Source organism: Aerosakkonema funiforme FACHB-1375, assembly GCF_014696265.1.
Taxonomy (GTDB): Bacteria; Cyanobacteriota; Cyanobacteriia; order Cyanobacteriales; family Aerosakkonemataceae; genus Aerosakkonema; species Aerosakkonema funiforme_A.
Map to the genome: position 1 here is coordinate 47,703 of NZ_JACJPW010000036.1, position 26,982 is coordinate 74,684.

Here is a 26,982-nt window from a genome sequence, read left to right on the forward strand (position 1 = left end):
ATATGCCTACGGCAGGCTACGCCAACGCACTTTAAATTACGATAATTCCCTGTAACGAATCTCATACAAAATTGTAGTTATATTACAAGTTAGCTCGTGCTAGTAGCTCGCGGTTAGAATTGAGCGGTATTTACAGGGATAGCTTTATTGCTGCTTTTTCAAATATAGAAAGTAGCAAGGGAAAATAATCAATTCTACTCAAACGAAAATACTTTTGAGTCTAGTCTTAAAACATCGAAATGAATACAACCGATCGCAGACCGGAAAATAAAACAGAATTACCAGGAAGTTCTAGCGGTGTAATTCGACTGAAACCTCAACAATTTATTCACGTTTTAGATAACAATACTGGCGTTACCAGGTTGGAAGTTGGGCCACAAACTATTACCCTGCGCGATCACGAACGGTTAATATTAAAGCCGGAACCGATGATCGTCGTACCGCCTCGATATTATTGCATAATCGAAAATCCCGTGCTTCGCGATGAGAATGGAAATCCGATCGCAGACGAACACGGACAAATAAAACTGCGTTACGGCGATGCAGAAATTCGCTTTGCACAAGAGCCTTTCCCTCTCTATCCAGGTGAAGAACTTGATGGAGAAATAGAACAATTACAAGTTGTAGAAAGAAATCAAGCGTTACGTTTAAGAGCTACTCGCGATTTGAGCTATTTAATTAGAGTAGAAGTTGATGGAGAATTGGAAAACCAAACTATTAACCGTTTAGCAGGCGATGAATGGTTGTTTGAAGGGCCAGGAACTTACATACCCCGCGTGGAAGTTGAAGTTGTAGAGATAGTTACAGCCAGAGTAATTAAACCAAACCAAGCTTTACGACTGTTGGCAAGACAAAATTGTACAGACCGTCAAGGTAACAGAAGGAGAGTGGGTGAAGAATGGTTAGTCAGGGAAGAAGGAGCCTATTTACCAGGGGTAGATGAAGAAGTAGTTGGCATTATTAATGCTTACGTTTTGACGGAAAAGAAAGCATTACATCTGAGAGCAAAACGCACTTTCGCTGATGTTTTCGGTCGCCAGCGCAAAGCAGGGGATGAATGGTTAGTAACTATTGAAGATACCGAAATTCACATTCCCGATGTTTATGAAGAGGTGGTGGGAGAAGTTGAAATAACCACTTTGGGAGACAGAGAATGGTGTATTGTGGTCAACCCGATCGATACAGATGGTAAACCTCAGTTGGGAATGCGAGAAGTCAGACAGGGGAGAATATCATTTTTCTTGCACCCAGGTGAATCTCTGGAAAATGGCATCCAAAAAATTTATGTCTTGGGCGAACAGGAAGCACTTTTACTGAGAGCAAAAGAAGCTTTCAGCGAAGGTGAGGATGCAGATTTAATTCAACATCAGCCTGGAGATTTGTGGATGATTTCCGGGCCGAGAGATTATATTCCTCGCGTCGAAGTGGAAGTATTGGAAAGACGAAAAGCAATTCCTCTTGATAAGAATGAAGGGATTTACGTGCGGGATATCCAGACAGGCGAACTAAAACTTGTTAGCGGGCCGCAAGCATATATGTTAAGCCCTTATGAAGAACTTTGGCAAAAGGAACTGCCGCCAGTTGTAGAAGAATTGCTGATGCAAAAAAGCGATCCGGTTGCCGATCGCAGTCAGCATCATAAAACTGGTGAAGAAGCAGGCCAAAAATTAATTACTAATAGCATATCCAAACGGGATCGAACTAGGGCGGTTGTTTTTCATGTTCCCCAAAATGCAGCCGTGCAGATCCACGATTATAAAGATAGAACTGCCAGGACTGTATTTGGCCCGGATTTGGTGATGTTGGGGCCAGATGAAGCGTTCACTGTTTTAAGTTTGTCAGGTAGCAAACCGAAGCGACCGAATGCGATCAAATCGCTAGCATTATTATTAGGCCCGGATTTTATGACTGATATCTTTACTGTGGAGACATCAGATCATGCCAGACTGCAAATTCAGTTGTCATATAACTGGTATTTCGATATCGATCGCCACGACGAAGCAGCAGCAGCTAAACTGTTTCAAGTGCCTGATTTTGTAGGAGATGCTTGCAAAGCGATCGCATCTCGCGTGCGCGGTGCTGTAGCGGGAGAAAAATTCGATGAATTTCACCGCAATTCTGCCCGAATTATCAGAACTGCCGTGTTTGGTACAGACAGTGAAGGTCGCGTGCGAGAGGAATTCCGCTTTAGAACCAATAACTTGGTAATCACAAACATCGACATTCAATCAGTCGAACCTGTTGATGAACGCACCTTAGAAAGTCTGCAAAAATCGGTACAAATTGCCATTCAAATTACTACCGATGCTCAAGAAGCAGCAGCCCGACAAGATGCGGAACGAATTGCCCAAGAAGCGAAAGCAAGATTAGAAAGACAGGCAATTGTTGATAAAAGTGCGGCAGAAGCAGAACGGCGAAATCTACTGGAATTGCAAGCAGAAAACGCTGCCATTCAATCTACAGGTCAAGCGACAGCAGAAGCAAGAGCGAAGGCAGAAGCTGCTAGAATTCAAGGACAATTAGCCGTTAATTTAGCTCAGCAAGAAGCAGAGGCGGCGCGAATTCGCTATGAAGCTGAATTAGCACAATTGAGAGCGAGACAGGAAGCTGAATTAGCTCATCAGCAAGCGCTAATTGCTTTGGAAATCCAAAAAGCAGAGCGAATGGCGGAAATTACCAGTACTGAATTCAGGCAAAAAGTAGAAGCGATCGGCCCAGAAACTCTCACCGCAATGGCGCAAGCTGGCCCGGAAATGCAGGCGAGACTTTTGCAATCGCTAGGTCTACAAAGCGTACTAATTACTGATGGAAAAAATCCCATAAATTTATTTAGTACGGCGCAGGGTTTGATTAGTCCTGTTGCTTCTCAAACACAGCAATTACCAAAGGCAGAAAGTTGATTATTTATAACCTTTTTCTGCCATAATTTGTATTGTTGTCTACCTTACAAGCAATGGAAAGTCAGGCAGGATTCATTTTCAAAGTGCTGATCTTCTCAACTGCACTGTCGGTATTAATTAAGTATGGAGGCCCGGTATTAAATGTTACGGCGAATCAGAGCCTTGCGCTGACGCTCGTCCTTCTGCCAAGTGCGATCGTCGGGCTTTTACTTTGGGGGCGGGTATGGCAGCAGGGAAAATAAGCCCACAGAGATTGTGATAGCAGTGGCGCTAATGTATGCTGGGGAAATTGCGATCGGCTAATTTAGCTGTATTCGATTCCGAATGTACTTGACAAGGCGCATTACACTCAAGGTAGCCCGAACAACTGGGAGTCAGCATTGTGAAATTGGGTCAAGCGATCGGCCTGTTACTAATTGCCATCTGTTTATACATACTGTGGCAAATTCGGCAAGTAATTTTACTCGTGTTTGCAGCTGTGGTGTTAGCGACTGCCTTGAACAGGCTAGCACGGCGGTTGCAGCAGTCCAGATTGTCGCGATTGTGGGCAGTAATGCTGTCAATTGCCATTATGGTAATCGTTCTGATTGGCTTTTTCTTGCTGATTGTGCCGCCCTTTGTCGCGGAAGTTCAACAATTAGTAGAGTTGTTCCCCAAAGGCGTCAATCGCATCAACCAATGGCTGAATCTGCTCAGAAATAATATTCCCACCCAATTCAACCAGTATCTGCCGGACATTAATAGCCTCAGCCAACAACTGCAACCGGTGGTCAATCAGCTTTTGGGCGGATCGGTCGCTTTTTTCTCGAATACCCTGGGGGGTATACTGAGCTTTTTACTGGTGCTGGTTTTGACATTGATGATGTTAGCCCAGCCCCAATCTTACCGTAAAACCTTCGTGCGCTTGTTTCCCTCCTTCTACCGACGGCGCGTAGATGGGATTTTGGATCAATGCGAAGTAGCGCTGGGTAGATGGATTATCGGCGCTTTGATCAGCATGAGCGTAGTTGCCTTGTTGAGTGTGGTTGGCTTATCGATTTTGGGAGTAAGGCTAGCGCTGGCTCAGGGTGTGTTAGCGGGATTGCTCAACTTTATTCCCAATATTGGCCCTACATTGAGTGTAGTCTTACCGATGACGATCGCACTCCTAGATGCGCCCTGGAAATCCGTCGCCGTCTTAATTGTGTACTTCTTCATTCAGCAGTTTGAGAGTAATTTTCTCACTCCCTACGTGATGGCGCAACAGGTAGCGCTACTACCGGCGATCACGTTAATGTCCCAAGTCTTTTTCGCTACATTCTTTGGATTCTTGGGGCTGATTTTAGCTTTACCTCTAACAGTTGTAGGACAAGTCTGGGTAAGAGAAGTGTTGATTAAAGATATCCTGGATGTATGGCACAGCGATCGGCAACTGGCCTTCGAGAGCGCCGGTATTGCCGAATCAGAGTCAGCAGCAGAAGCCGATCGACAAGCTCCCGTCTTGCCTGAAGATAGTCCAAAAACTCAACAAAAATCGAGTGTAGAAGATGACAATACTAATTAAACTGGCCTCAGTCTTAATCCAGCACAACTTCCAACAATTGTTTTAATTTTTAGTTGGAAATTTTTAATTTTATAGCAATCGCTTTCGTCAATTAGGGCGTTCTTAATTCCACCAAACCCGACGCCCCAGTCCTAGCCCCGACGCCCTAGCTATATATGCGAACAATTGCCGAAATAAACGATAAAATTACCAAAAAATCTGCGGTAGTTTGTACCGTCGAAGAATTAAAAGCGCGAGTGGCAGAAGCTGGCATCAGCCAAACTGCAAAAGAAGTCGATGTCATCACCACTGGCACCTTTGAGCCGATGGAATCTTCCGGAGCAATAATTAACTTAGGACACACCGATCCACCGATTAAAATTCGCTCCTGCTGGCTAGATGGAGTCTTAGCTTATTCTGGATTTGGCGCAGTAGATTTGTATTTGGGAGCCACCCAAAGCGTAGACTATCCTAGCACCTTGGAAGCAGGCGACGATCCAGAATCCAAAGAACGGGGTGGCGGTCATGTAATCGAAGATTTAATTGCTGGCAAACCCATCCAATTGCGAGCGGTCGGACAGGTAACTGATTGCTATCCTCGCCCATCATTTGAAACCACCATCACCCGCGACACAATTAACCAATTTTATCTCTACAATCCCCGCAATTTATATCAAAACTTTATCGTGGGAGTGAATGGAGGCGATCGGCCTCTGTATACTTACCTTGGCCCTTTGCAACCCAGACTTGCCAACGCCGTCTACTCCAACCCAGGTGCTATTTCCCCCCTCCTCAACGACCCAGATTTGCAACTAATTGGCATTGGCACCCGCATTTTCTTAGGCGGAGGAATCGGTTACGTAGCTTGGGAAGGCACTCAGCATTTCCCATTACAAAAACGATTGTCAAATCAGACACCAATTGGCCCAGCCGCTACCCTCGCCTTAGTTGGAGATGCCAAACAAATGAATCGTCGTTGGGTGCGCGGTTGTTACTTCAAAAATTACGGCCCTTCCCTCATGTTAGGCGTAGGTCTACCGTTACCTGTTTTGCATGAGGAAGTAGTAGAAAAATGCGCCGTACAAGACAAAGATTTAGTAGCGCCGATCGTAGATTTTTCCATTCCCCGCCGCGTGCGTCCTACCTTTGGTTTGGTAAGTTACGCACAATTAAAATCCGGTCGGATTCCGATTGAGGGAAAACAGGTCAGAGCTGCCCCTCTTGCCAGCATATATCTGTCGCGGCAAGTAGCTTTAGAGTTGAAACAGTGGATTCAAGAAGGAAAATTCACTCTCAGCGAACGAGTTGCTGCCATTCCAATGGATCGGTCTTTTTTACCCCAAGACCGATGGGGCGCAACTATTGCTTTGGAGTAAATTATCGGTGGGGGAGTGGGGGAGTGGGGGAGCGGGGGAGTCAAAAGTTAAAAGTCAATCATTCAAAATTCCTTTCTCTCCCTCCTCCCTCTTCCTCCTCCCTCTCCCTCTTCCCCCCTAGCCCCTAACCCCTAACCCCTAGCCCCTTTTTTAGGTACTCGGTTGCTGACGTTTTGTCGGTCGAGGAATTGGCTTCTCGGTGGGAGGTTTAGCGCCTGCGGGTACTGGACGATTGCTGCCAGCCCCTGGCCCTGGATATTTACCAAACTTTTTCCCAGCCGGTTTTTTACCTTTAAAAGGTTTCCTGGGCTTACTCGGACGCAAGGATGCGATATCTTTGGCCTCCTGAATTAGGAGGTCGTTAGCCTGTCGCTGGATATGGAATTCCCAGAAATATCCCACAGCCTTTCTTTCCAGAACACCTTTGAGTGTGAGCTTAAAAAATTTGGGCTTTTCATCTTCTTTGCGGGGTGCTTGCTTAATCTTGACGATGATTTTTTGTTCGTCGTGAGATTGATAAACTACCTCACCGCGAATCGAAAAATAACCATCTTCAACGGGGGAACTCTCAGCTTCTAAATTGCTGGAGCTCGATGCTTCGGTTACTTCGCTTGCCGATGTCTCGTCAGTGGAAGACAAACTTTTGTCAAGGTTTTCTGGTTCCCAAACTCCCACAATTTGAAGGTGTAAAGCATCGTCATTTTGTCGCGTTCGCGGATAAACTACCCACAGGTGTTCGGTTTCTAAATCTAAGTGATTCTTCACCAGACTCATTACCCGACCTAACAGCACGGAATCGATCGCCTGCCCATCAGAGGCTAGTAACAGACCGCGCGTAAATTGCTCTGCACTGGGGCTATATTTGCCCCGTACTAAGCCAATAGCCCGATACTGCATCGGTTCGCTGGGAGCTGGAATGGGCTCTTGCCGCCGTCCACTATCCTTATCGGTTTCAGTCGCCATTAGCTCACCAGAAATGTTGGCATCGCTTTTCTCGATCGCAGGGGTAGGAGCCTGAGTCGTGGAGGCAGCTGCCGGTGGTGTAGGCGCTGTAGGCGCGGGAGTAGGGGGGGTAACCGCTTGGGTGACAGGGGGCTTGGGTGGATTCGGCTTACGAACGACCGGTAATTCGGCCTTAGCTTGTTCGGAACCGCTAGAAGACTGGGGGAACTGATTCGGAGAGGGACTCATAAGAACTCCTTGCAGCGGAGACACACTTCCTCTGGCTCCTCGTGAGAGATAAGCACAAACTGGACTTGGGTACAAAATGCCCGGTCGATAACCGAGAATCTTTGCAAATCCCTTGTACTAGCCAGAAGCCAAAACCTAGTATCTACTACTCTATTCGCTCTCGCGTTCCTCCGGAGTTCACAGCGCGGGAACTTCGCCGACAATGACTGTCGCCGCAGGTGTACTGCCGTTGGCGATCGCGGACCGATGATTAGATCGGCGTGCCTATTTTACTGAATGCAATTAATTTTCGGTGCAATCCGCAAAGTTTCTTTGAGACTGTCACATTTTGGCCTTCTGGCCGAGGGATTGCGGTTCATTGCAATTAACAATGAACTGCCAACCATGACCGCAGCGAAATATCTCAATCTCAGATCGCGCTAACTATATCGTCTTTTTCTATATCGTTGATAATGAGATTAGAGTTCAAAAAAGTTGTGTGTCAGATAAAGTCCGTCGCTGGTTGATTGTAGGGATGATGGTCTTCGGAATCATTCCTTTTGTAGGGACGTCGATCGTTCCCCTCCTACAGGCTTTTCAGGGGGGGCAGCCTACTGGGGTAACGGCGACATCCGCTCAGGTGCAAGCGACGGCGATAAAGGAGGAACTACAAGCTAGAGCTAAGGGTTTCGAGCTGGTTTTGCAGCGAGAACCAGATAATCAAACGGCGCTCAAAGAATTGATCGCTACCCGTCAACAAATGGCTGGGCTGGGACTGGGCGATATCAAGGATGCGATCGCACCGATGGAAAAACTGGCTTCGCTCAATCCTAAAGACGTTGGGGTGCAGATAGACTTGGCCAGCTTTTACACTCAGCAGAAACGTTACGACGAGGCGATCGCAGTCTTGGATAAGGCGATCGACAGCAACAAAGAAGATTTTCGACCGGTGTTTGCCAAGGCAATTGTGCTGCAACAGCAAGGCAAAACCGAACAAGCCCAGCCCCTATTCGCTAGTGCTGCGGATTTGGCACCACCTGAGTTAAAAGAGCGAGTTAAGGCCCAAATCGCACAAATCAAAACTCAAACGCCAGCGCCCAAGGCTGATTCGACTACTTCTCCATCTACTCCATCTACAGATCGCTCTGTTAACCCAGCAGCAACCCCATCTTCAGAATCAACTCCAGCAAAAAATTAGCTTTGCTGGCAATAGTTTCCCAGCCTTGATAATGTCTTTAGTTAGAGTTCAAAGCACTCATGTGTCCCAAAAGCGCGATCGCGTAGCCCAAAGCAAAAATAACAACCGCTGGTTAATAGGTGCGGGGTTACTTCTGGTATTCATTACCGTAGGCGGATTTTTGCTTGGCAGGTCTTCTTTTTTGAGTCAAGCTTTTGTGCAAGAGCAATCCTCTGACCCAACGGCGGTGACACCTGCGGTGGAGTCCACTCAAGCTCTTCAAGCAGAACTGGAAATCCAGGTTAAAGGTTACGAACAGGTTTTGCAGCGCAAACCAGACGATCGAACTGCACTCAAAGGACTGATCGACACGAAGCTGGAACTGGTTCGCTTAGGTGTGGGTAGTATAAAGGATACGATCGAACCTCTAGAAAAACTCGCTAAACTCAGTCCGCAGCAAACTGAATACACGGTGCTGCTAGCTCAAACTAAGCAGCAAGTTGGCGATATTGAAGGATCTGCAACGATTTATCGCACGATTTTGGAGTCTAAACCAGGAGATCTCAAGGCTTTGGATGGACTGGTAAACTTGTTGCTGGATCAACAACGTCCGCAAGCGGCGATCGGATTGTTGCAAGATACGCTGGATAATGCACCCAAGCTGAATCAAATTAAGCCGGAAACTATAGATGAAGTTTCGGTGCGGTTGATGCTGGGACGAGTTTACGCGGAACAGGAAAGTTACCCAGAAGCGATCGCCGCTTTCGATCGAGCTATCAAAGCTGATAAGGAAGATTTTCGTCCGGTGTTAGCTAAGGCGATCGTACTCCAAAAACAAGGCAAAAATGAGGAAGCTCAACCTCTGTTTTCTTCTGCGGCGTCTTTAGCTCCAGCTCAATATAAAGACCAAATCAATCAGCTCGCATCTGCATCTCCACCGGCGGAAGTCCAAGAGTCACCCGATAGTAACTCCGACACCGATAGCGCGGAAACGGAAGAATCACCCGATGGGAACTCCAATACAGATAACACCGAACAAGGTAATTGAAGAGAGTCGGGGAGTGGGGGAGTGGGGGAGCGGGGGAGCGGGGGAATAAATGTTTTCTCTGTCCCTTTTCCCTCTTCCCTCTTCCCCTAGCCCCTAACCCCTAGCCCCTAGCCCCTAAACAGCTTCCATCCAGGCTACAGCGGCGAAGATCAAAAATAACAATCCTCCTATCACAGTCATAGCGCGTTCGGAAATTCGTTTGGCGATGAAGCGTCCGCCCATGACTGCGATCGCCGCACAAATGGCATGACCTAAAATAGCACCTGTGGTTACTCCCACCGCATTGTAGGAGGCGGCTAGGGTGATGGTAGCAAATTGAGTGCGATCGCCCCATTCCGCCACAAAAGTCATTGTAAAAGCTTTGAGTAAAACCGCCAATTTGCTTTGGCGGCGAGGCATTTTCGCTTCTGCTTCTTTAACTGCCGCTAATGCTTCTTCTGCTTCGTCGCATTCGGCTTTGCCTGACATTTTACTGGCTTCGTACAATAACTTCAGCCCAAAACCGACAAACAAAGCAATTTCCGCGAATTGAACATACTGTTTCGGTAAAAGAGACACAGTTTGTCCGACTAAAACAGACAATATCGTCATTGCTGCCAAAGCTGCGATCGCGCCCGCAAATACCAGCCGTCGCGAATGACGCATTGCCAATATGGCGGCGATAAAAAAGGTTTTATCCCCTAATTCTGAAACTGTAATCAGCAATAAACCGGCGGTAAAAGCTGTCAGCATTTTCTCAAACTCCTCTGGTGTGTTTCTCCGCTGCCTGAGTGAGCTTGATGAATGCCAAAACACTTCACCAAGCTCACATCTTTTTGATTGAAGAGATCGCAATAACTCTTCAAATGTGAACTTAGTGAAGGTCTCGCTTGCAAGTGTTTAAATGCTTTAGCCCAACCTTTACAGCGGTCAGAGCTTGACAAACTTGTCACCTGAACCAGGCTCATCGCCAGTATGTTGATTCAGATGGGCTAGCTCAATGGCTAGCAGCTACTCCCCTTCTTTATACGAGTAATTATACATCTATCTTCTGGGAGAGGACAAGGGGGTAATTTATCATTATTTATTCATTTTTAAAGAAACTAGGGAAGCGATCGCACTCCGTACCCTTTTCTCTGAGGACTGCGGAATGAGTGCGATCGCCTGACGGGGTTGTTAAAAAATGCCAAGAAGCTATGCAGTGATGGAGGGGATAGGGGGAGAATGGGCGAGCGGGAATGAATGCGATCTGGGCAGATTTACTGATTCCCTATTTCCAATGAGAGTGGAACTTGATAGCAGCGTCTACAATGTAAATTAATTGATGCTCTTCATATCACTTGTTTTGAAGTTGCCAAAGCGGATTATTTTATCGCTTGTGGCAAAAGATTAATCAATCGCTGTAAGCACTTATCTATTAATCGAAATGTGTTTGATATCCAACAAGGTGTGGCAGTTGCTATCATGGTTAAACATCCCCCGGAAAAAGCAGTATGATCCGAACTCAAAAATTTACGGCAATTATTGAGCGTGAAGGCGATGGCTATGTGGCTTTGTGTCCAGAACTAGATATTGCTAGTCAAGGCGATTCTATTGAAGAGGCAAGAAATAATTTAATTGAAGCTTTAGAATTGTTTTTTGAAGTTGCCGATCCTTCAGAAATACAAAACCGCTTACATCCAGAAGTATTTGTGACTCAATTGGAGGTAGCTATTGGGTAAGCTATTAGGATAATTACTCATCAGTAGTGAAAGCGATCGATCTGGGCAGATTTACTGATTCCGTATTTCCCTCAAGAGAAACATTAAGTAAATGCAAACACTAATTAGACTCAAGGTTGAAAAGTTTATTGAAAATGGGCAAGAATATTTTGTCGCTACCAGCGATGATTTACAGGGTCTGGTTGCGGAAGGAAAAACAGTACAGGAAGCTATAGAAATTGCTGAGGATGTCGCCAAAGTTCTCTTAGATTTAGAAAAATAAAATAATCAGAACTTTCAGTTACAAGATTTGCCTTATCAGTTTTCTTGATGTTTAATTATAGGGTGAGCAATGCCCACCCCAAATAATACCGAAAACTGACAAACTTCAATATTTCCGTTCTTTTGGCTCAAACATGGTAATTGCGACAGGTTTATATTGAAGGTCGATGCCAGCAGGGGAATAGTATGCTAGGGTGTGCTTGAGGAAATTTTCATCATCGCGATCGGCATAATCTTCCCGGTAATGAGCGCCGCGACTTTCTTGTCGATTCAGGGCAGATGTGAGAATGACCTGCGCGACGATCGTCAAACTACGCAGTTCCCAAGCTTCTACAATCTCAGTGTTCCAAAGTTTACCTTTATCATCCAAGTAGATATGCTGATATTGCTGCTGTAGCTTCTCTAACTCTGCCAATCCCTCGCGCATGACTGACTCGGTGCGAAAGACACCGCAGTATTGAGTCATACAATCTTGCAAAGATTGACGCAGCTTGTCAATTCGTATTTCTCCCTTTTGGTCGAAAAGCGATCGAATCTGTTTCTGAGCTTCTGTAATATAGCGTTGCTCGTTGATGTCCGGTAGCTTGCGTTTTTGCACGTATTGTGCTATTGCTGCACCAGTCCTTCTCCCGTAGACCACACATTCCAGCAGCGAGTTGCTACCCAGACGATTTGCGCCGTGAACTGAGACACAAGCAGCTTCTCCCGCCGCGAAGAATCCCTCCACTAACCCATCTGGCCCACTGCGAACTTGCCCGTCTGTATTGACTGGGATACCGCCCATCGAGTAGTGAACTGTGGGTCGGACTCGCATTGGTGCTTCCACGGCGTCGATACCCAGGAGGCGATGACATTCTTCCCAAGCGAAGGGAACGCGACTCATAATTTTTTCGCGACCCATGTGGCGCAAGTCGAGGTAGACAAAGGGGCCACCCGCAGAACCATCGGGATGAATGCCTCGTCCCGCTTGGATTTCCCGTGCGATCGCTCTGGATGTAATATCGCGGGGTGCCAGTTCCATCCGGCTGGGGGCGTAATTAGCCATAAAGCGATCGCCCTCACTATTAATCAGATAAGCACCCTCTCCCCGCACCGCTTCCGAAATCAGCACCCCCACCGGATACAAACCTGTGGGATGAAACTGCACAAATTCCATATCTTCCAACGGCACACCCGCGAGGGCAGACATTGCCAAACCGTCGCCCGTAGAGGCATAGTCATTGGAAGTAGTATTGAAAACGCGACCGTAGCCCCCAGTAGCAAACATCACCGCCTTAGCGCGAACTACCTCCAGATGCCCATCCCGAATGCGATACATCAGCACACCTTTCGCCTGGGCATCTTCTAAAATCAGTTGCATTACGTACCACTCATCGTAAATATGGACACCGTAACGCCTGAGATTGTTAACCAACTCGTGTAGAATCGCGTGACCGGTTTTATCGGCGGCGTAGCAAGTGCGGCGATGGGAATGTCCGCCGAAAGCGCGTTGGGCGATGCGTCCGTCTGGCAAACGAGAGAACAGCACACCCATGTGTTCCAAGTCGATGATGACATCTGGTGCTTCGCGGGTAAGAATTGCCACCGCATCTTGGTCTGCCAGATAGTCGGAACCTTTGACCGTATCGAAAGCGTGGGCTTCCCAGGTATCGTCTGGATCGACATTATTTAGGGTAGCAGCCATACCACCTTGGGCGGCGACAGAGTGCGATCGAATCGGATGAGTTTTAGCGACTACAGCTACACTGAGTTTGGGATCGGTACGGGCAATCTCTACAGCAGCGCGACACCCAGCCAGTCCACCGCCAACTATAATTACATCGTGTTCTAACATATTTGGTTTGATATCTGTAATCCCTAATCTATGGTCACTCAAATAAAAACTTCCCCAACAAAAAGTGGGAAAGTTCTTTACAAATCTGGCAAAAGTCAGATGCCAGTTGTTAGTTGTGAGTTAGATTTTCTACTGACCGTTGACTTTTGACTATCGATCGTTTACCTATGACCGCTTATGTGGTTACTCGTAAGGTTTCCTGATTAGGTGCCGCTACTGGGCTTGTTCGAGTTGTTTCCTCTTGCCCTAAAGGCACAAATTCAATATGGTTCAGCAGCGTAGTCACGAAGGCAAATAGCAAGAAGGGCAGAGACAATACGAGAATAAGTCCAACGGTGGCTAAGGCGTAAATGTGGCGGCTGCTACTCCACAGGGCAAGTGCGGAGGCTAAACTCAAGAAAATGACGATTAACCAAATAACGATTTGACCGTATATGTCGCCAAAGGTAAGAGTGCAGACCATACGATATCTTTGTAATTTATCCATGACATTTTCCTCGTAACATTGCTATAAGTTTCTACGTTAAAGTTTAGATTGGGTTTTGGGTAGGTTTGCAATATTTTTTTAAAGATATCGTAATAAAATTTTACAATGTATCGAACAAATAACTGTCTGAGAGAAAGAGTAACTTTTTTTGAGGGCTGTTTGTTGTTCATTCTTGATAGTTTTTTGCCATGAAACGCGAGCTATCAACAATGAACATATGATTTCCTTTACTGCAATCCAACTTCAACTTCTCTTACTTGCACAAACTACCAAACTCAAGCTAACAATTCATTTATTGCTACACTAAAACCCGTCAAAACAACTTGCGTACTAACGATATCGCCGGATTTAAAAGCCAATGTCCCTTCTTGTGTAATAATCAACACTCGGCAGCTTTCAGGAAATACTAACCAAACTTCTTGACAACCTGACTCTAAATACTCGCTAGCTTTGGCAAATAATTCTTCAGCTGGATCGGTGGGAGATGCGATTTCAGCAATTAGGGGTGGACTCTGGGGTAAAGCACCTGCTTCGCCAAATTCTTCCAGCAGTTCAGGTGTCAGATAAGAAACATCGGGACGACGACCTTGCCTCAATGTGCGACAGGGAAGTTCGACGTGAGTTTCCCCTCCTTGTCCGGATGCTTGGATGTAATTTCCCCAGTAACGACCCAACCTACACTGAACCCTACTATGCTTTACTGTCATTCCCGTTTTCTCCACAAGTTGACCATTTACCCATTCCATTTGTTCTGGAGGATTAGCCATAAAGTCTTCTAGTGAGAAGCTTTCAGTTACAGTAGCGATCGCCATAGTTATTTACTCGCTTTTGTAATTCTGACCGATCTTATTTTATCGCTATTTTAATCGCCCTTCGCTCAGTACTTTTGTATGAAGCGTAGCCCAGAAACCCTGTTTCTTCAAGAAACCGGGTTTCTCTACACCGTACATTCGATAGTGTGGCGGGGGACTTCTGCAAATCTAGTTAAAGGCAGCGTTACAATAAAAGTTGTGCCAGCGCCTACATCGCTTTTTACTTGAATTTGTCCCCGGTGTAAATCTACGCATTTTTTGACAATTGCCAGTCCCAATCCCGTGCCTTGAATTCGATTCACATTGCTGCCGCGATAGAAAGTTTCAAACAAATGTTGTTGGTCTTTTAAAGGAATGCCGATGCCTTGATCTTGAATCTGAAAAATTGCCGTATCGTTTTGACAAGTTAAATTAAACCGAACGTTGCCACCTTGGGGAGAATACTTAATAGCGTTGGAGATTAAATTGTTAAAAATGTGTCCCATTAAAAATTCGTCCATTTCAACTTGGCTGCATTCTCCCGCACAGGTAAAGGTAATGTTGTGCTGTTCTGTGGCGGTGAATTGCAAATTTTCGATGAGTTCGCGACAAAAATCTTTTAAATCTAAAGTGGCGGGTTGATATTGCAGCCTGTTGGCGTCAGTTTTACCGAGAAGCAAGACTTCTTCTAGTAGTTGAGTGGTATTGTTGACAGCATTCTTAATCTGGTCAAAATATTTGATTTTTTGTTCTTCAGTCAAGCGATCGCCATAGCTTTGGAGAATTTGAGCGGCTGTGCGAATTGCGGTCATGGGGTTGCGGAATTCGTGGGAAACCATTGAAATAAAACTGGATTTAAGCTGATTGAGTTCTCGTTCTTTTTCCAATGATTTGAGGACTTCTATTTCAGCGCGTTTGCGATCGCTAATATCCCTGCCTTCCGCAATCAGCAGTACAGTTTTGCCCCTTTCATCTTTTAATGGCTTGAGCGATAAGTCAATCCAGACGATCGCACTTTCTGCGCCGCACATCTGGAGTTCGTTACGGACGAAATTACCTTCAGCGGCGTTGGCGATCGCACTTTTCAACCACTCCTGAGTTACCTCAGAATCATGCCAACAGTTTATCTCCCAGAGCGGCGAACCGACAAAATCATTTTGTTTGCCACCACAAAAAGCAAGGGATGTTTTGTTAATTTCTAGAATAATTCCTTCTGGGCTTAACAATAGCATCAGTTGGAATGTCTGGTCAAAAATTCCCCGAAAACGCCGTTCGCTATCGTGGAGTTGCTTGAGGATTTGTCCGCGTTCGATCGCATAGCGGATCGCCCTAACTAGCAATTGAACTGTGATTTGGTCTTTGACAATATAATCTTGCGCTCCTTTTGCCACCGCTTGCAAGCCCATCTCCTCATCGTCAGCTCCCGTCAGCACTACAATGGGGATATCTGGTGCGGCGGCGTTAAATTTTGCTACCGTCTCCAATCCATCAGAATCTGGTAGAGAAAGGTCTAACAAAGCTACATCAAACAGGAAATCGCTGCAAGACTCGATCGCATCATTCAGTCGTTCAACCCATATCAGTTCCCACTCCCCGCTGTTTAGGCGCGAAAAGAGTTGGCGCAGCAAGATTGCATCGCTAGGGCTATCTTCGACCAAAAGTATATGAATGGGTTTCTTATTCATACAGCATCGCCAGGAGTGTAAGGTTATTTTTACGATCGGATCGGAAGTTCTGCCTAACTTTAAATTTCGATCGAGTTTGGAATTACTCTATAGGTAGTTTCACTGCGGCTAGCCAGAAATCTTCGATCGCGCCGATAACATCAAAAAACTGTTGGATGTCAACCGGCTTAGTAATGTAGCAGTTAGCGTTTAAATTGTAAGCTATTAACAGATCGCGTTCATCTACTGAAGTGGTGAGAATTACCACAGGTATACGTTTTAACTGCGGGTCTGATTTGATCTCGCCGAGTACTTCCCGTCCATCCATAGCTGGCAGGTTAAGGTCGAGTAGAATCAGGTCAGGGCGGGGAACATCAGCGTACTCACCCTGATTTCGGAGAAATTTTATTGCTGTTTCCCCATCTTCAACCCAATGTAAGTTATTGATTACCTTGGCTGTCTTTAGCTTTTTTATAGTTAGTTTAGCGTCGCTGGGAGAGTCTTCAACCAGCAAAATTTCAATCGGTCTAAGCAGTTCGCTGCTAATCATGTAAATAAATCTCTGTTGGGAGGGATGACTCAGAAGGGATGGTAAAGTAAAATGTCGTTCCTACTCCTAGCTGAGATTCAGCCCAGATGTTACCGCCGTGGCGTTCGACAATCTTTTTGCAGATAGCCAAACCAATACCGGTACCGGGAAATTCTCTGCGAGTATGGAGACGTTTGAAGATCTCGAAAATGCGATCGAGATACTGCTCTTTGATGCCAATTCCATTATCCCCTACAGAGAAGAGCCATTTGTTATCTGTTAATTCTGCCGAAATCCGAACTTGGGGTGGCATTTCCCGGTGGAATTTGATCGCGTTACCGATCAAATTTTGAAATAACTGCACCAATTGAGTTTTGTCTGCCATAACGGTTGGCAGGGAATCATAGGTAATGGTAGCCTTATTTTCGGCAATCGCTACTTGCAAACGATCGAGCGCTTCACGCAAGAGCGCATTGGAGTCAGCGGGAACAAACTCTTTACCGCGAGTACCCACACGGGAATATGCTAGCAAGTCTTGAATTAACTGCCGCATCCTTGTCGAACCATCAATGATGTAGCCCATGTATTCGCGTGCGGACTCATCAAAAAGGTGCTGGTAGTCATGCAATAGCAGTTCGGTGTAACCGGTCACCGCTCTCAACGGTTCTTGCAAATCGTGGGAAGCTACATAAGCAAATTGCTCTAATTCCTGATTGGAACGTTTTAATTCCGCAGTTAGTTGCTCTAGTTTTCGTTCTGCTTCTTTTCGCTCGGCAATTTCAGCTTGTAATGCACCATTAATCTCCGTCAGTTCATTATTCAGTTCCCGCAGTGCATCTTCTGCTTGCTTCCTCTGGGTGATGTCGCGGGTAATAATCAGCACAGATTCTACTGAAGTATCAAGGGCGAATTCTGGCACGAGACGAGCTTGGTAGAATTTTAATCCATTGGGGCTGGCAGAATTGAATTCTACTACATTCATTTCACCTGTAGCAAAAACTTTCTGGCAGGGTGCTTCCAATTGCTCTACGAGTTCTTGTGGAAAACCCAATTCTGAAAGACTTTTACCGATGAATGCTTCAGCTGGAATTCCTGTTTCCTTTGTAATGGCGGGATTAATATAAAGGTATCGTATTTGTCGATCCAATCGAGAAATTACATCCGGGGTATTTTCTAGCACCGTTTTCAGTTCTTGTTCGCGTTGGGATAAAGCTATTTCTGCTGTTTTGCGATCCGTGATGTCCGTATCTGTCCCCGTCATGCGAAAAGCGCGATCGTTGGCATCCTGAAAAGCTATGCCACGGGAAAGAAACCACCGAATGCTGCCGTCTTTGTGGAGTCGGCGATGTTCCATTTCATACTGCGGCGTCAATCCTTGCAGGTGTTCTCTAATGGCTGCGATCGCCTTTTCTCTGTCGTCACAATGTAGCAAACTATACCAACTATCCAAAGTGTTCGGAATATCTAAATCCGTATATCCTAGAGCTTCTTTGATGTTGGAATCGATATAAAATTGGTTAGTCTGAATATTCCAGTCCCAAACTCCTACTTGTCCGGAACTAACGGCGAGGGCATATCTTTCTTGGCTGATACGAAGAACGTCTTCTACCCGTTTGCGATCGGTAATATCATAGTTAATTTCCAGAAATGCTACCGCGTTACCCTGTTTGTCTCGCTCTGATGTCCAGCGACTCTCTACTATAATTTGCGTGCCATCTCGTTTCGTGTGTCTGAGTTCTCCCTGCCAATAGACATCGCGTAAGCACTCATTTTTGATTGACTCTAAAGGTTTGGGAAATACTGTTTGTAAAAGGTCATGGATTTCTTTTCCAACAGCTTCTTCTTTTGACCACCCATATAAGCGTGCTGCCCCTTGATTCCAATACTGAATGCGATCTTCTAGATCGAAAATAATAATTGTATCATTAGCGAAGTCTAGCATATGCGTGCGTTTTAGCAGTTCTGCTTCTGCCAATTGGCTAATCCGAATTTGCTTTTTCAGCTGAAAGTAGACAATACATAGTAGGCTGAAACTTAACAAATAACCAATAGCGACAACGATGCTAGTATAGCGAACGCTGTCATTTATCGCTGCCGATCGCTGCTGCAATAAAAGTCGTTCTTCTTGTTCCATTTTAGATAGTTTGTATCGAACTTTTTGTTGGAGAGCGTTACCGCGATCGGTTAGGAGAATTTGATTTTTTTGGTTCGATTTATTTTGCTTAACTAAATCGATCGATACCTGAAGCACAGCCACTCTTTGTGCGAGCATCGGTTCGAGTTCATCGAGTCGCTGCTGTTGGTGAGAATTATCATCAGTTAACTCCCGGACAACGTTGAGAGAGCGTTTAGCTGTTTGAATACCAGCATTATAACTTTTTAGATAAATATCGTTTCCTGTGATGATGTACGCACGTCTTGATGTTTCAGCGTCTTTAATACCGTCAAGAGTTTTATCGATTTCTTCCAATACTTGACGAGTATGTTCGACCCATTGCTTATTTGCAATCAACTTTTGTACGCTCAGATACGAAACTGCGCCCACGCCGCTTAAGAGGAGTAAAGCCAAGCCAAACCCACCTGCAATAATTTTTTTGTACGCTCTTGTCATAGCAATTTCTTTCGCTGCAAAAATCATTAGTAAGGCTGTCATTACCATTTTGCAGCGAGATTGTCCATAAACAAGTAGGGTGGGCATTGCCCACCCTAGCCTTTACAGCATTTTTCTAATGAATCCAACAAAAATCAGTGGCTTCTCCCGTACTTGTGGTGGAAAAGCCGATATTTTGGCAATTGGACATGGGGCAGAAGGGCAGAATTAATATTTTTCCCTTTTCCCTCTCCCTGTTCCTTTTGACTTTTGACTTTTGACTTTTGACTTTTTATAGCCCCTAACTTAGTTGTGGCGACTGCCATCAGGCATAGTCGCTCCTGTCAGAATTGCCTCCGGCCAATGTGCTTCTGTGCCTTCGATGTACGCTCCGCGCAAGCTGGCTCCAGTCAAATCTGCCCCGCGCATTGCTGCCACATTAAAGTTAGCTCCCCAGAGGTAAGCTTGTCGCAAACAGGCATTGCTCAGGTCGGCATCGCTGAGATCGGCCATATTTAAATTAGCGCCTGTTAAATCTGCCTTACTCAGATCGGCGGATGAGAGGTCTGCCTTACTTAAATTTGCTTCGCATAAGTCGGCTTTGGTAAGAGTGGCACCGCTGAGATTGGATGCGTGAAGGTTTGTCCTTGCCAACATCGAAACGCGCAGCTGGGCATTGCTAAGATTAGTTGCGGAAAGGTTGGCTCCGCTGAGGTTAGCTCCGCTGAGTTTCGATTCGCTGAGATTGACTCCATCCAAGTCTACGCTATTGAGGTCTACACCATTGAGGAAAGCTTTACTGAGTTTGATGCCATTGAGTAATGCTCCCCGCAGCTGGGCTCCGCTCAATCTGGCTCCCGTGAGGTTAGCCCAATTTAAGTTAGCATCTACTAGATTGGCAGAACGAAAATTTATTCCCCGCAAATCTGCGCCACACAGATTAACGCCCTTTAAATTTGCCAAACGCAAGTTTACTGCTGTCATTATCGCGCCGCTCAGTTTGGCTCCCGTCAACACGGATTTAACTATGAAGGCTCCTCGAAGATTAGCTTTTGTTAAGTCTGCGTTTGTTAATATTGCTTCGTTTAGCTTCGCAAAACTTAGATCGGCGCGGTGCAAAAATGCTCCGGAAAGATTTGCCCCCGTTAGATGTGCGCGGCTGAGGTTGGCGGCTGCTAGATATGCACCGGAAAAGTTAACTCCCACGAGTTGGGCGCTTTCTAGGTTAGCTCCAATTAAATTAGCTCCACTAAAATCTCTTTCTCCTGCTGCATAACGTCTGAGTAGTTCGTTAGCGTCCATATTATTTTGCTCCGGCTAGGGCTGAATTACCCGTATATTTATAGATTGCCCATATAAATGCCAAAAAAAACATTAATTTTGTTGTTGTTTGATGCAGAGACTTAATAATTAGATGAAGAATTTTTACATTTAATCATTGGTAATTAGTGATTTGTTAACCAGTTTCAACTATGCTACTTTGGGTGGCTAGTGCAGTGCAGCAGAAGTAACCGACCAGATCGGAAGTAGTTGAATGCCTGACGCTTATAGGATTTTTGACTTTTGACTCTTGGGTGTGTTATGGAATTCCAAGATTTTCTGGCTCTTATTCATCCGGCGATCGCAGTTGTGATAGTCTTTCCCCTGATTGGCACGGTGGTAAACTTTGCATGGCAGACCCGCGTGCGTCGCTTGCAAACTGCTGCCAAAGACAAAAGTAAAATTCCCTCCTCTGTTGGCCCAGAACACATCAAAATGGGTCGCTGGCTGACTGGTTGGGTTGTGGGGTTGACTTTGGTAGGGTTAGCTTACCATATTGTCGAACATATTTTGAGCGATCGCACCTGGACTAAAGCACCATTGCAAGTTGCCTTTATCCTGCTGATGTTTTTGGATACGATCGCCGCCCTCGTATTGCTCTACCTCGCAAAGCAGAAAATCTGGCGCGGACTTTTTGCCACTTTAACCGGCATGGGTATAGTTCTTCTCGGTTGTCAAGACGGAGTTTTTCGCCGCACGAATGAATGGTACTGGTCTCATTACTACATCGGCATTACTGCCACATTACTAATGATTTTTTCTTTAGCCATTGTGCAAGATATCTATAAAGATAAATCGAATCGCTGGCGAACTTTTCATATAATTTTGAACAGTTTTGCTCTCTTACTTTTTATCGGACAGGGACTAACAGGTACGCGGGATTTGCTCGAGATCCCTTTACATTGGCAGAAAACCTATATTTTCAGTTGCGATTTTAATAACAAAACTTGTCCGCAAGCAGTACCACCTTCGGAAGATACCCGTTGATATTGTTGAAGCGGGTCTGGGTCGGGGTAACGGAGGGCTTCGCGGCTCGCCCGGAGCCCCGCAACAAATAGCGCCTGTATTGTCCGATTGCGTTTCGATGCTATCAGGGAAAAAAATATTATTTCATCTACCCAAAGGTTGACTTTTGGAGATTTTGGAATTACTATCCTACTTAGTAGAATTTAATCTCAAATTTAGTAGCATTCTTACCTATTCACCAAAATTAAAAATCCTCTTAAAAAATGTTAAAAAATCTTAAACTAGAAACACTCTTCACTTTGTTAACACTCCTAGTTGTCATAGGAGCATTAGTGCTGAGCGGAGTAGTTATCAATAACGGCATACGAGATAGAGCCAGAAATGAAATAACTACCAAGGCTGGAGTAATGATGAAGACCATGATAGCCGTTCACAGGTACACAAACGAACAGGTGAAGCCTAAATTTGGTGATAGGTTAGCTCAAGAATTTATCCCCGAATCCGTTTCTTTTTTCGCGGCCAGAGAAATTTTTGAAAGATTGCGCCAAAATCCGGAATACCAAGATTTTTTCTACAAAGAAGCGGCACTTAACCCGACAAATATTAAGGATAAGGCGGATGCTTTTGAAACGCGCCTGATCGAGCGGTTTCGCAAAGAAAAAGCGCTAGAACAAGTAGAAGGTTATAGAGATTATCAAGGTAAAAAATTATTCTATGTAGCCCGACCTGCAAAAGTTACTCAAGCTAGTTGCTTGGAATGTCACGATACGCCGGAAAAAGCTCCCCCAAGTATGGTTGCACAGTACGGCAAAGAAAATGGGTTTGGCTGGAAGCTGAATGAAATAGTCGGCGCTCAAATGATTGCAGTACCAGTCGGTACAGTTTTCGGTAGTGCCCAGCTGTTAGTTTTTAAGTTTATGGGTACTATATTGTTGGCGTTAGCCCTCTTAATAGCAGGGATAAAATTATTGTTAAATCGCTTTATTGTCGAACCTATTGAAGAGATGACAAGAGTGACGAAGGCGATTGTTAACGGGGAAAGGGAACTTGAATTTGAGGTTGATTATAAAAATGAGATAGGAAATTTAAGAACACATTTAAACCGCATGAAGCGGGATTACGAAATAGAAATAGAAAAATATAAAGAATCGTTAATAACCGACACTGAAGAGGAAATCGAAAATGAAAATGAAGAGAGTGAAAACTCAGATAATTAGTCAAAAGCTCGTAGATTTGAATGCTGAGAGAGAAGAGGAGCCAGCAGCAGAAGGTACAACGGAGATCGCAACAGAGGATAATACTGTACAAGTAAATCCTCAGCTACGCAAAGTCCAAAAATTAATATTTGACTGCTCGACAATACTTTGCGGTATCAGTTTATTTTTGGCATCTTACGGCTTTTATTCTTACTCGGAAGAGAGAAATCAGGTAATCCAAAAAGCTGAAATAAATGCGAGACAGGAAACTGTTTATGCCAGTCGTAAGATAGAGCAAGAACTTCGCAAACTCCAAGGCGCAGCTAATGGGATTGCTTACGATTTGACTTCGGGAAAGTTAAAGGATGAACAGTTAACAACTAGACTGCAACAGGAAATAGAGAGAAATGCCGATTTTGTGGCAATCGGTGCTGCTTATCAACCTTTCGTGTATTCTCGGCGGCGGTTGTATGCACCTTTCTATGGTAGAAAAGATGGCACAATTAAACTGAACCAAATTGAGGACAAGAACGACTATACCAAACCAGTGCCAGAAAATGAGTGGTATTTTAATGCTTTACGGAATGATTTTGTTTGGGCTGAACCTTACATTGACAAATATTCTGATGCTCTCATAGTAGATTATAACGTTAGGTTTTCTCGGACTAACCCAAAAACTAAAAAAGAAGAGCCAGCTGGCGTCATCTATGCCAACTATTCAATAGAGAAGCTCAAAAGGCTAATGGCGACACTCAATCTGGGTAAATCTGGCTACGGGTTTTTGCTTTCTAAGAAAGGAGTTTTTATCGCTCATCCGATTGACGAGTACGTCAAAAATCAAAAAACTATTTTTGACTTAGCGACGGAAACTGACAAGAAAGAAATTAGAGAATTAGGTGAAAAAGCCATCAAAGGGGAAAGCACCATTATAGAGTATCAGAATGAAATAACGGGTCAATCTTCGTGGATGATTGTTGAACCGCTACCTCTGAATGGATGGTCGCTGGGAGTAGTTGTCATCAAGGATGAAAGTTCTAGCGACAACACGACGTTACGGCGAAAAACGATCGTACTCTGGTTAGAGTTGATATTATTTGTCTTTTTTCTGTCAATTCTGAGCTTTCGCGCTCATAGAGGCAGCGTCAAAAGTCTTTGGGCAGTGGCGTGTACCTATAGTATTTTATGTGTGGCGGCGATCGGTATTATCTGGAATATTGCTTTATCAGAGCGAGCTTATAAAAACAGCAGGAATATTCTGCTCAACAAGGCAACTGTAGATAATTTATTGGCTCCCCAAAATGCCATAGCAGAGGAATTGAAGCAAGAGCCACCGCTGTACATTCCCACCGGAGTTTATATTCAGTCTCTCAAATTTACCGGAACTAATGATGTGTTCGTCACCGGTTACGTGTGGCAGAAGTATAACAAAAATATCCCCGAAAGCGTGAATCGAGGTTTTATCTTGCCAGAAGCGTCTGATATCCAAATTAGCGATCCTGAGAAGTTTGTAACTAACAATACCGATCTGCTCCGTTGGTACTTTGAAGGTACAATCCGGCAAAATTTTAATTTTTCCAAGTATCCCTTCGACTATAATGATGTCTGGCTGAGGTTGTGGCCGAAAGATATCAATCGACTCGATTTAAACAGAACTGTAATTCTAGTACCCGATCTAACTTCATACGATTTGATCAATCCCGTTTCCAAACCCGGTTTGGAGGAGGATTTTGTCACGGAAAACTGGAATATTGAAAGTAGCTTTTTCGAGTACAAATTAAAGAAATACAATTCCAATTTTGGGGGAAGCGGGTTTGGCAAGAAAAATTATCCGGAACTTTATTTTACCGTCATCTTCAAAAGAGCTTTTATCGGCATTTTCATTGCCAGGATTGTACCTCTAAGTGTAGTAGCGATATTGCTATTTTCAATCATGCTGATGGCGGACGATCGCGGTATGGAAGTAGTGGGAGCTTGTGCGGGTTTTATCTTCATTGTCATCCTCGATCAAATTACGGTAAGACAACAAGTGACTGCCACAGGAATCATTTACTTGGAGTACTTCTACTTCGCGATCTATTTCTTCATTTTGCTAGTGGCGCTTGATGCTATCATATTAACTTTCAATTCAAATATTCCTCTCATCCAGTATAAAAATAATTTAATACCGAAGCTGTTGTACTGGCCGGGTCTTCTGACTACATTGCTGATTGTCACTATCTTGGTGTTTTATTAATTAATTGGTCATTGCTCATCGGTCAGTTTTTTGGCGAATTTGAATTGGCTTGCAAATTCAAATTCATCTTTCTATGTGCCATCTAAAATCCAAAATCAATCGTGTAGCGTCCCATCCGGCATTGTTGCACCGGAGAGGATTGCTTCTTGCCAGTCTGCGCCTTCAATGTATGCGCCCCGTAAGCTGGCTCCGCTTAAGTCTGCCCCGCGCAGCGCTGCTATATTGAGGTTGGCTCCCCACAGGTAGGCGTTCCGCAGACAAGCATTAGTTAGATCGGCGTAAGATAATCTTGCGACATTGAGTGTGGCTCCGGTCAAGTCAGCTTCGCTCAAATCGGCGTATGACAGGTTTGCTTTATTGAGATTCGCTTCGCATAAGTCGGCTTTGCTCAGGGTTGCCCCATTCAGGTTAGCTGCATGAAAGTTTGACCTCGCCAGCAGCGACACGCGCAGTTGAGCATTGCTCAGGTTGGCTGCGGAAAGGTTGGCTCCGGTGAGATTGGCTCCGCTCAGTTTTGAATCGCTGAGGTTGACGCCATCCAAGTCGATGTTATTGAGGTCTACCCCATTCAACAAAGCCCCGCTGAGATTAACGCCGTTGAGCAATGCTCCTCGTATTAAAGCACCGCTCAATCTGGCTCCACTGAGATTGGCCCAATTCAAGTTGGCATTGACGAGATTGGCAGAACGCAAATTAATCCCCCGCAAATCTGCACCGCACAAGTTAACGCCCTGTAAGTTCGCCAAATGCAGGTTTACTGATGAGAGAATGGCTCCGCTGAGCTTTGTGCCGGTGAGTACAGACTTGACAAGGTTCGCTCCTTTAAGGTTGGCTTTTGTTAAGTCAGCGTTTGTTAATATTGCTTCGTTGACCTTCGCAAAACTTAAATCTGCGCGGTGCAGAAATGCTCCGCACAGATTTACTCCTGTTAGCTGTGCGCGACTGAGGTTAGCGGTTGCCAGATATGCTCCGGAAAAGTTGGCTCCCACTAAGTAGGCTCTTTCCAGGTTGGCTGCAATTAAATTGGCTCCGCTAAAATCTCTTTCTCCTGCTGCATAGCGTCTGAGTAGTTCTTGACCATCCATAGGATTCTTCCTCGCTTTGCTGATTTAAGTCAGTCTATTTATAGATTGCCCAAATTGAATCTTTTTTAATAAAAATGGCAATAATTCTTTGAGTGAACTTGTCGATCGAGCAACTATGATTTGCGTATTTATACTCTCTCGTGGGATAACGCGATCGACAAAACCGCAGAATTGCTGCAAGTAATTTGTAGGGTGGGCATTGCCCACCCGATGTTTAGTTTGCCATGTATATCTATAGCTAATCGAGTTCTATTTCACCGTTACGAGCGAAGATCTCGATCGCTTCGCTGCGAGTGATCTGATTTTTTTCGGCAATCGCGGCGAGTTGTTCCCAAGCTGTATCGGTGAGGCGAATCGATCGCAAACGTTTCGGTTCGCTTTGGTAGTCGGGTTCAAACTTCCCGTCAGCAGAACGCTTGCGACGCAATGATTTGTGGCGCGTACCGGCGTACTTATCCGCCAGCTTATCCTTTTGGTTAATAGTTAACAAGTAAATCAAAGTGTCGATCAGGCGATCGCTCTCCATCGGCATGATATTATGCGCTTGCAGCATATGCTGAATAATTACGTAATGCACTAAAGTGCCGATAAATACCCGCCCTGCCGCTTCTGGATCGGGCAATTGCAATTCCTGACAAGATTTCAGATATTCAACGAGATGATGAAAAAGCTTTTGATCGACGTTACGAACGAAAATTTGCGCCAATACGGGAAAACGTCCTGATTCGCCAATAATCAGCCGCACTAAATCGCGAAATTCGTGTTTGCACTCGACTTTTTTGAGAAGATTTACTGCTAACTTGCGGAGAACTTCCGCTGGTTCTCCTTCCCAGAATCTCGGATCTTGGGGATTAAAATCCTGATAATTCTTTTGCGTCAATTGCTCCACTAAAGCAGCGAATAAGCTTTCCTTATCCTGGAAGTAGCTGTAAACCGTCGCTTTCGATACACCTGCGGCGGCTGTCACCTTGTCCATAGTGGTAGCAGCATAGCCATGAGTGAGAAACTCTTGTATTGCACCTTTAAGGATAGCTTCGACTTTATCTGCTGACTGCGGACGTTCTGAGTTGTCAGCATCTGATTTCTTCATCTTTCTGGCTTTCATATAGGGGTTAGGGGTTAGGGGTTAGGGG

22 protein-coding genes are annotated in these 26,982 nt (G+C 45.0%); 11 read left to right on the top strand and 11 right to left on the bottom strand.

Features of this window, described 5'->3' with window-relative positions; all coding sequences use genetic code 11:
• Window positions 1-239: 239 nt before the first annotated feature.
• The 4 genes from H6G03_RS15350 (at window position 240) to H6G03_RS15365 (ending at window position 5,798) form a co-directional block, all read left to right on the top strand.
• Entirely contained in the window at window positions 240-2,900 is a 2,661-nt protein-coding gene (locus tag H6G03_RS15350; RefSeq protein WP_190465238.1) for a colicin uptake protein, read from the top strand.
• 53 nt (window positions 2,901-2,953) lie between these two features.
• Window positions 2,954-3,142: a hypothetical protein gene (locus tag H6G03_RS15355; RefSeq protein WP_190465239.1), complete on the top strand. Its 189-nt coding sequence runs from the start codon at window positions 2,954-2,956 to the stop codon at window positions 3,140-3,142.
• Between the two features lie 140 nt (window positions 3,143-3,282).
• A complete protein-coding gene (locus H6G03_RS15360; RefSeq protein WP_190465240.1) occupies window positions 3,283-4,443 on the top strand; it encodes an AI-2E family transporter in 1,161 nt (386 codons plus the stop codon).
• 155 nt (window positions 4,444-4,598) lie between these two features.
• Complete coding sequence (locus H6G03_RS15365; RefSeq protein WP_190465241.1) at window positions 4,599-5,798, top strand: homocysteine biosynthesis protein; 1,200 nt, start codon at window positions 4,599-4,601, stop codon at window positions 5,796-5,798.
• Window positions 5,799-5,948: 150 nt separating this feature from the next.
• On the opposite strand, the gene H6G03_RS15370 is transcribed toward H6G03_RS15365, so the two are convergent.
• Window positions 5,949-6,989 (bottom strand): hypothetical protein, encoded by a 1,041-nt coding sequence (locus H6G03_RS15370; protein ID WP_190465242.1) that lies wholly within the window; start codon window positions 6,987-6,989, stop codon window positions 5,949-5,951.
• Between the two features lie 478 nt (window positions 6,990-7,467).
• On the opposite strand from H6G03_RS15370, the gene H6G03_RS15375 reads away from it, so the two are divergent.
• Window positions 7,468-8,166, top strand: a complete 699-nt coding sequence (locus H6G03_RS15375) for a tetratricopeptide repeat protein (protein WP_322111915.1) — start codon at window positions 7,468-7,470, stop codon at window positions 8,164-8,166.
• 31 nt (window positions 8,167-8,197) lie between these two features.
• Window positions 8,198-9,193, top strand: a complete 996-nt coding sequence (locus H6G03_RS15380) for a tetratricopeptide repeat protein (protein ID WP_190465243.1) — start codon at window positions 8,198-8,200, stop codon at window positions 9,191-9,193.
• Window positions 9,194-9,307: 114 nt separating this feature from the next.
• On the opposite strand, the gene H6G03_RS15385 is transcribed toward H6G03_RS15380, so the two are convergent.
• Window positions 9,308-9,925 (bottom strand): TMEM165/GDT1 family protein, encoded by a 618-nt coding sequence (locus H6G03_RS15385; protein ID WP_190465244.1) that lies wholly within the window; start codon window positions 9,923-9,925, stop codon window positions 9,308-9,310.
• Window positions 9,926-10,665: 740 nt separating this feature from the next.
• Here H6G03_RS15385 and H6G03_RS15390 point away from each other — a divergent pair.
• Together H6G03_RS15390 and H6G03_RS15395 are read left to right on the top strand one after the other, a co-directional pair.
• Window positions 10,666-10,893, top strand: coding sequence for a type II toxin-antitoxin system HicB family antitoxin (locus H6G03_RS15390; RefSeq protein WP_190465245.1), 228 nt, complete (start codon window positions 10,666-10,668; stop codon window positions 10,891-10,893).
• Between the two features lie 91 nt (window positions 10,894-10,984).
• Complete coding sequence (locus tag H6G03_RS15395) at window positions 10,985-11,155, top strand: type II toxin-antitoxin system HicB family antitoxin (RefSeq protein WP_190465246.1); 171 nt, start codon at window positions 10,985-10,987, stop codon at window positions 11,153-11,155.
• 105 nt (window positions 11,156-11,260) lie between these two features.
• Here H6G03_RS15395 and H6G03_RS15400 read toward each other — a convergent pair whose 3' ends face one another.
• The 7 genes from H6G03_RS15400 to H6G03_RS15430 all read right to left on the bottom strand — a co-directional run bounded on the left by H6G03_RS15400 (window position 11,261) and on the right by H6G03_RS15430 (window position 20,351).
• On the bottom strand, window positions 11,261-12,988 hold the full coding sequence (locus H6G03_RS15400) for a succinate dehydrogenase/fumarate reductase flavoprotein subunit (RefSeq protein ID WP_190465262.1): 1,728 nt from the start codon (window positions 12,986-12,988) through the stop codon (window positions 11,261-11,263).
• A 175-nt stretch (window positions 12,989-13,163) separates the two neighbouring features.
• Window positions 13,164-13,475: a hypothetical protein gene (locus tag H6G03_RS15405; protein ID WP_190465247.1), complete on the bottom strand. Its 312-nt coding sequence runs from the start codon at window positions 13,473-13,475 to the stop codon at window positions 13,164-13,166.
• Window positions 13,476-13,750: 275 nt separating this feature from the next.
• Window positions 13,751-14,287 carry a Uma2 family endonuclease gene (locus H6G03_RS15410; protein ID WP_190465248.1) on the bottom strand — a complete coding sequence of 179 codons (537 nt, stop codon included), beginning with the start codon at window positions 14,285-14,287 and terminating at the stop codon, window positions 13,751-13,753.
• A 125-nt stretch (window positions 14,288-14,412) separates the two neighbouring features.
• Window positions 14,413-15,951, bottom strand: coding sequence for a sensor histidine kinase (locus H6G03_RS15415; protein ID WP_190465249.1), 1,539 nt, complete (start codon window positions 15,949-15,951; stop codon window positions 14,413-14,415).
• Between the two features lie 82 nt (window positions 15,952-16,033).
• Complete coding sequence (locus H6G03_RS15420; RefSeq protein WP_190465250.1) at window positions 16,034-16,480, bottom strand: response regulator; 447 nt, start codon at window positions 16,478-16,480, stop codon at window positions 16,034-16,036.
• A complete protein-coding gene (locus H6G03_RS15425; RefSeq protein WP_206756631.1) occupies window positions 16,473-19,112 on the bottom strand; it encodes a PAS domain S-box protein in 2,640 nt (879 codons plus the stop codon). Before H6G03_RS15425 ends, H6G03_RS15420 begins: the two co-directional genes overlap by 8 nt.
• A gap of 243 nt (window positions 19,113-19,355) precedes the next feature.
• A complete protein-coding gene (locus tag H6G03_RS15430; RefSeq protein ID WP_190465252.1) occupies window positions 19,356-20,351 on the bottom strand; it encodes a pentapeptide repeat-containing protein in 996 nt (331 codons plus the stop codon).
• Window positions 20,352-20,630: 279 nt separating this feature from the next.
• On the opposite strand from H6G03_RS15430, the gene H6G03_RS15435 reads away from it, so the two are divergent.
• The 3 genes from H6G03_RS15435 (at window position 20,631) to H6G03_RS15445 (ending at window position 24,764) form a co-directional block, all read left to right on the top strand.
• Window positions 20,631-21,356: a DUF4079 domain-containing protein gene (locus H6G03_RS15435; RefSeq protein ID WP_190465253.1), complete on the top strand. Its 726-nt coding sequence runs from the start codon at window positions 20,631-20,633 to the stop codon at window positions 21,354-21,356.
• 242 nt (window positions 21,357-21,598) lie between these two features.
• Window positions 21,599-22,552: a c-type heme family protein gene (locus tag H6G03_RS15440; RefSeq protein WP_190465254.1), complete on the top strand. Its 954-nt coding sequence runs from the start codon at window positions 21,599-21,601 to the stop codon at window positions 22,550-22,552.
• Window positions 22,518-24,764, top strand: coding sequence for a PDC sensor domain-containing protein (locus tag H6G03_RS15445; protein ID WP_199315307.1), 2,247 nt, complete (start codon window positions 22,518-22,520; stop codon window positions 24,762-24,764). Before H6G03_RS15440 ends, H6G03_RS15445 begins: the two co-directional genes overlap by 35 nt.
• Window positions 24,765-24,859: 95 nt before the next feature.
• On the opposite strand, the gene H6G03_RS15450 is transcribed toward H6G03_RS15445, so the two are convergent.
• Window positions 24,860-25,849, bottom strand: a complete 990-nt coding sequence (locus tag H6G03_RS15450) for a pentapeptide repeat-containing protein (protein WP_190465255.1) — start codon at window positions 25,847-25,849, stop codon at window positions 24,860-24,862.
• Between the two features lie 238 nt (window positions 25,850-26,087).
• Window positions 26,088-26,939 (bottom strand): TetR/AcrR family transcriptional regulator, encoded by an 852-nt coding sequence (locus H6G03_RS15455; RefSeq protein ID WP_190465256.1) that lies wholly within the window; start codon window positions 26,937-26,939, stop codon window positions 26,088-26,090.
• Window positions 26,940-26,982: the final 43 nt, after the last annotated feature.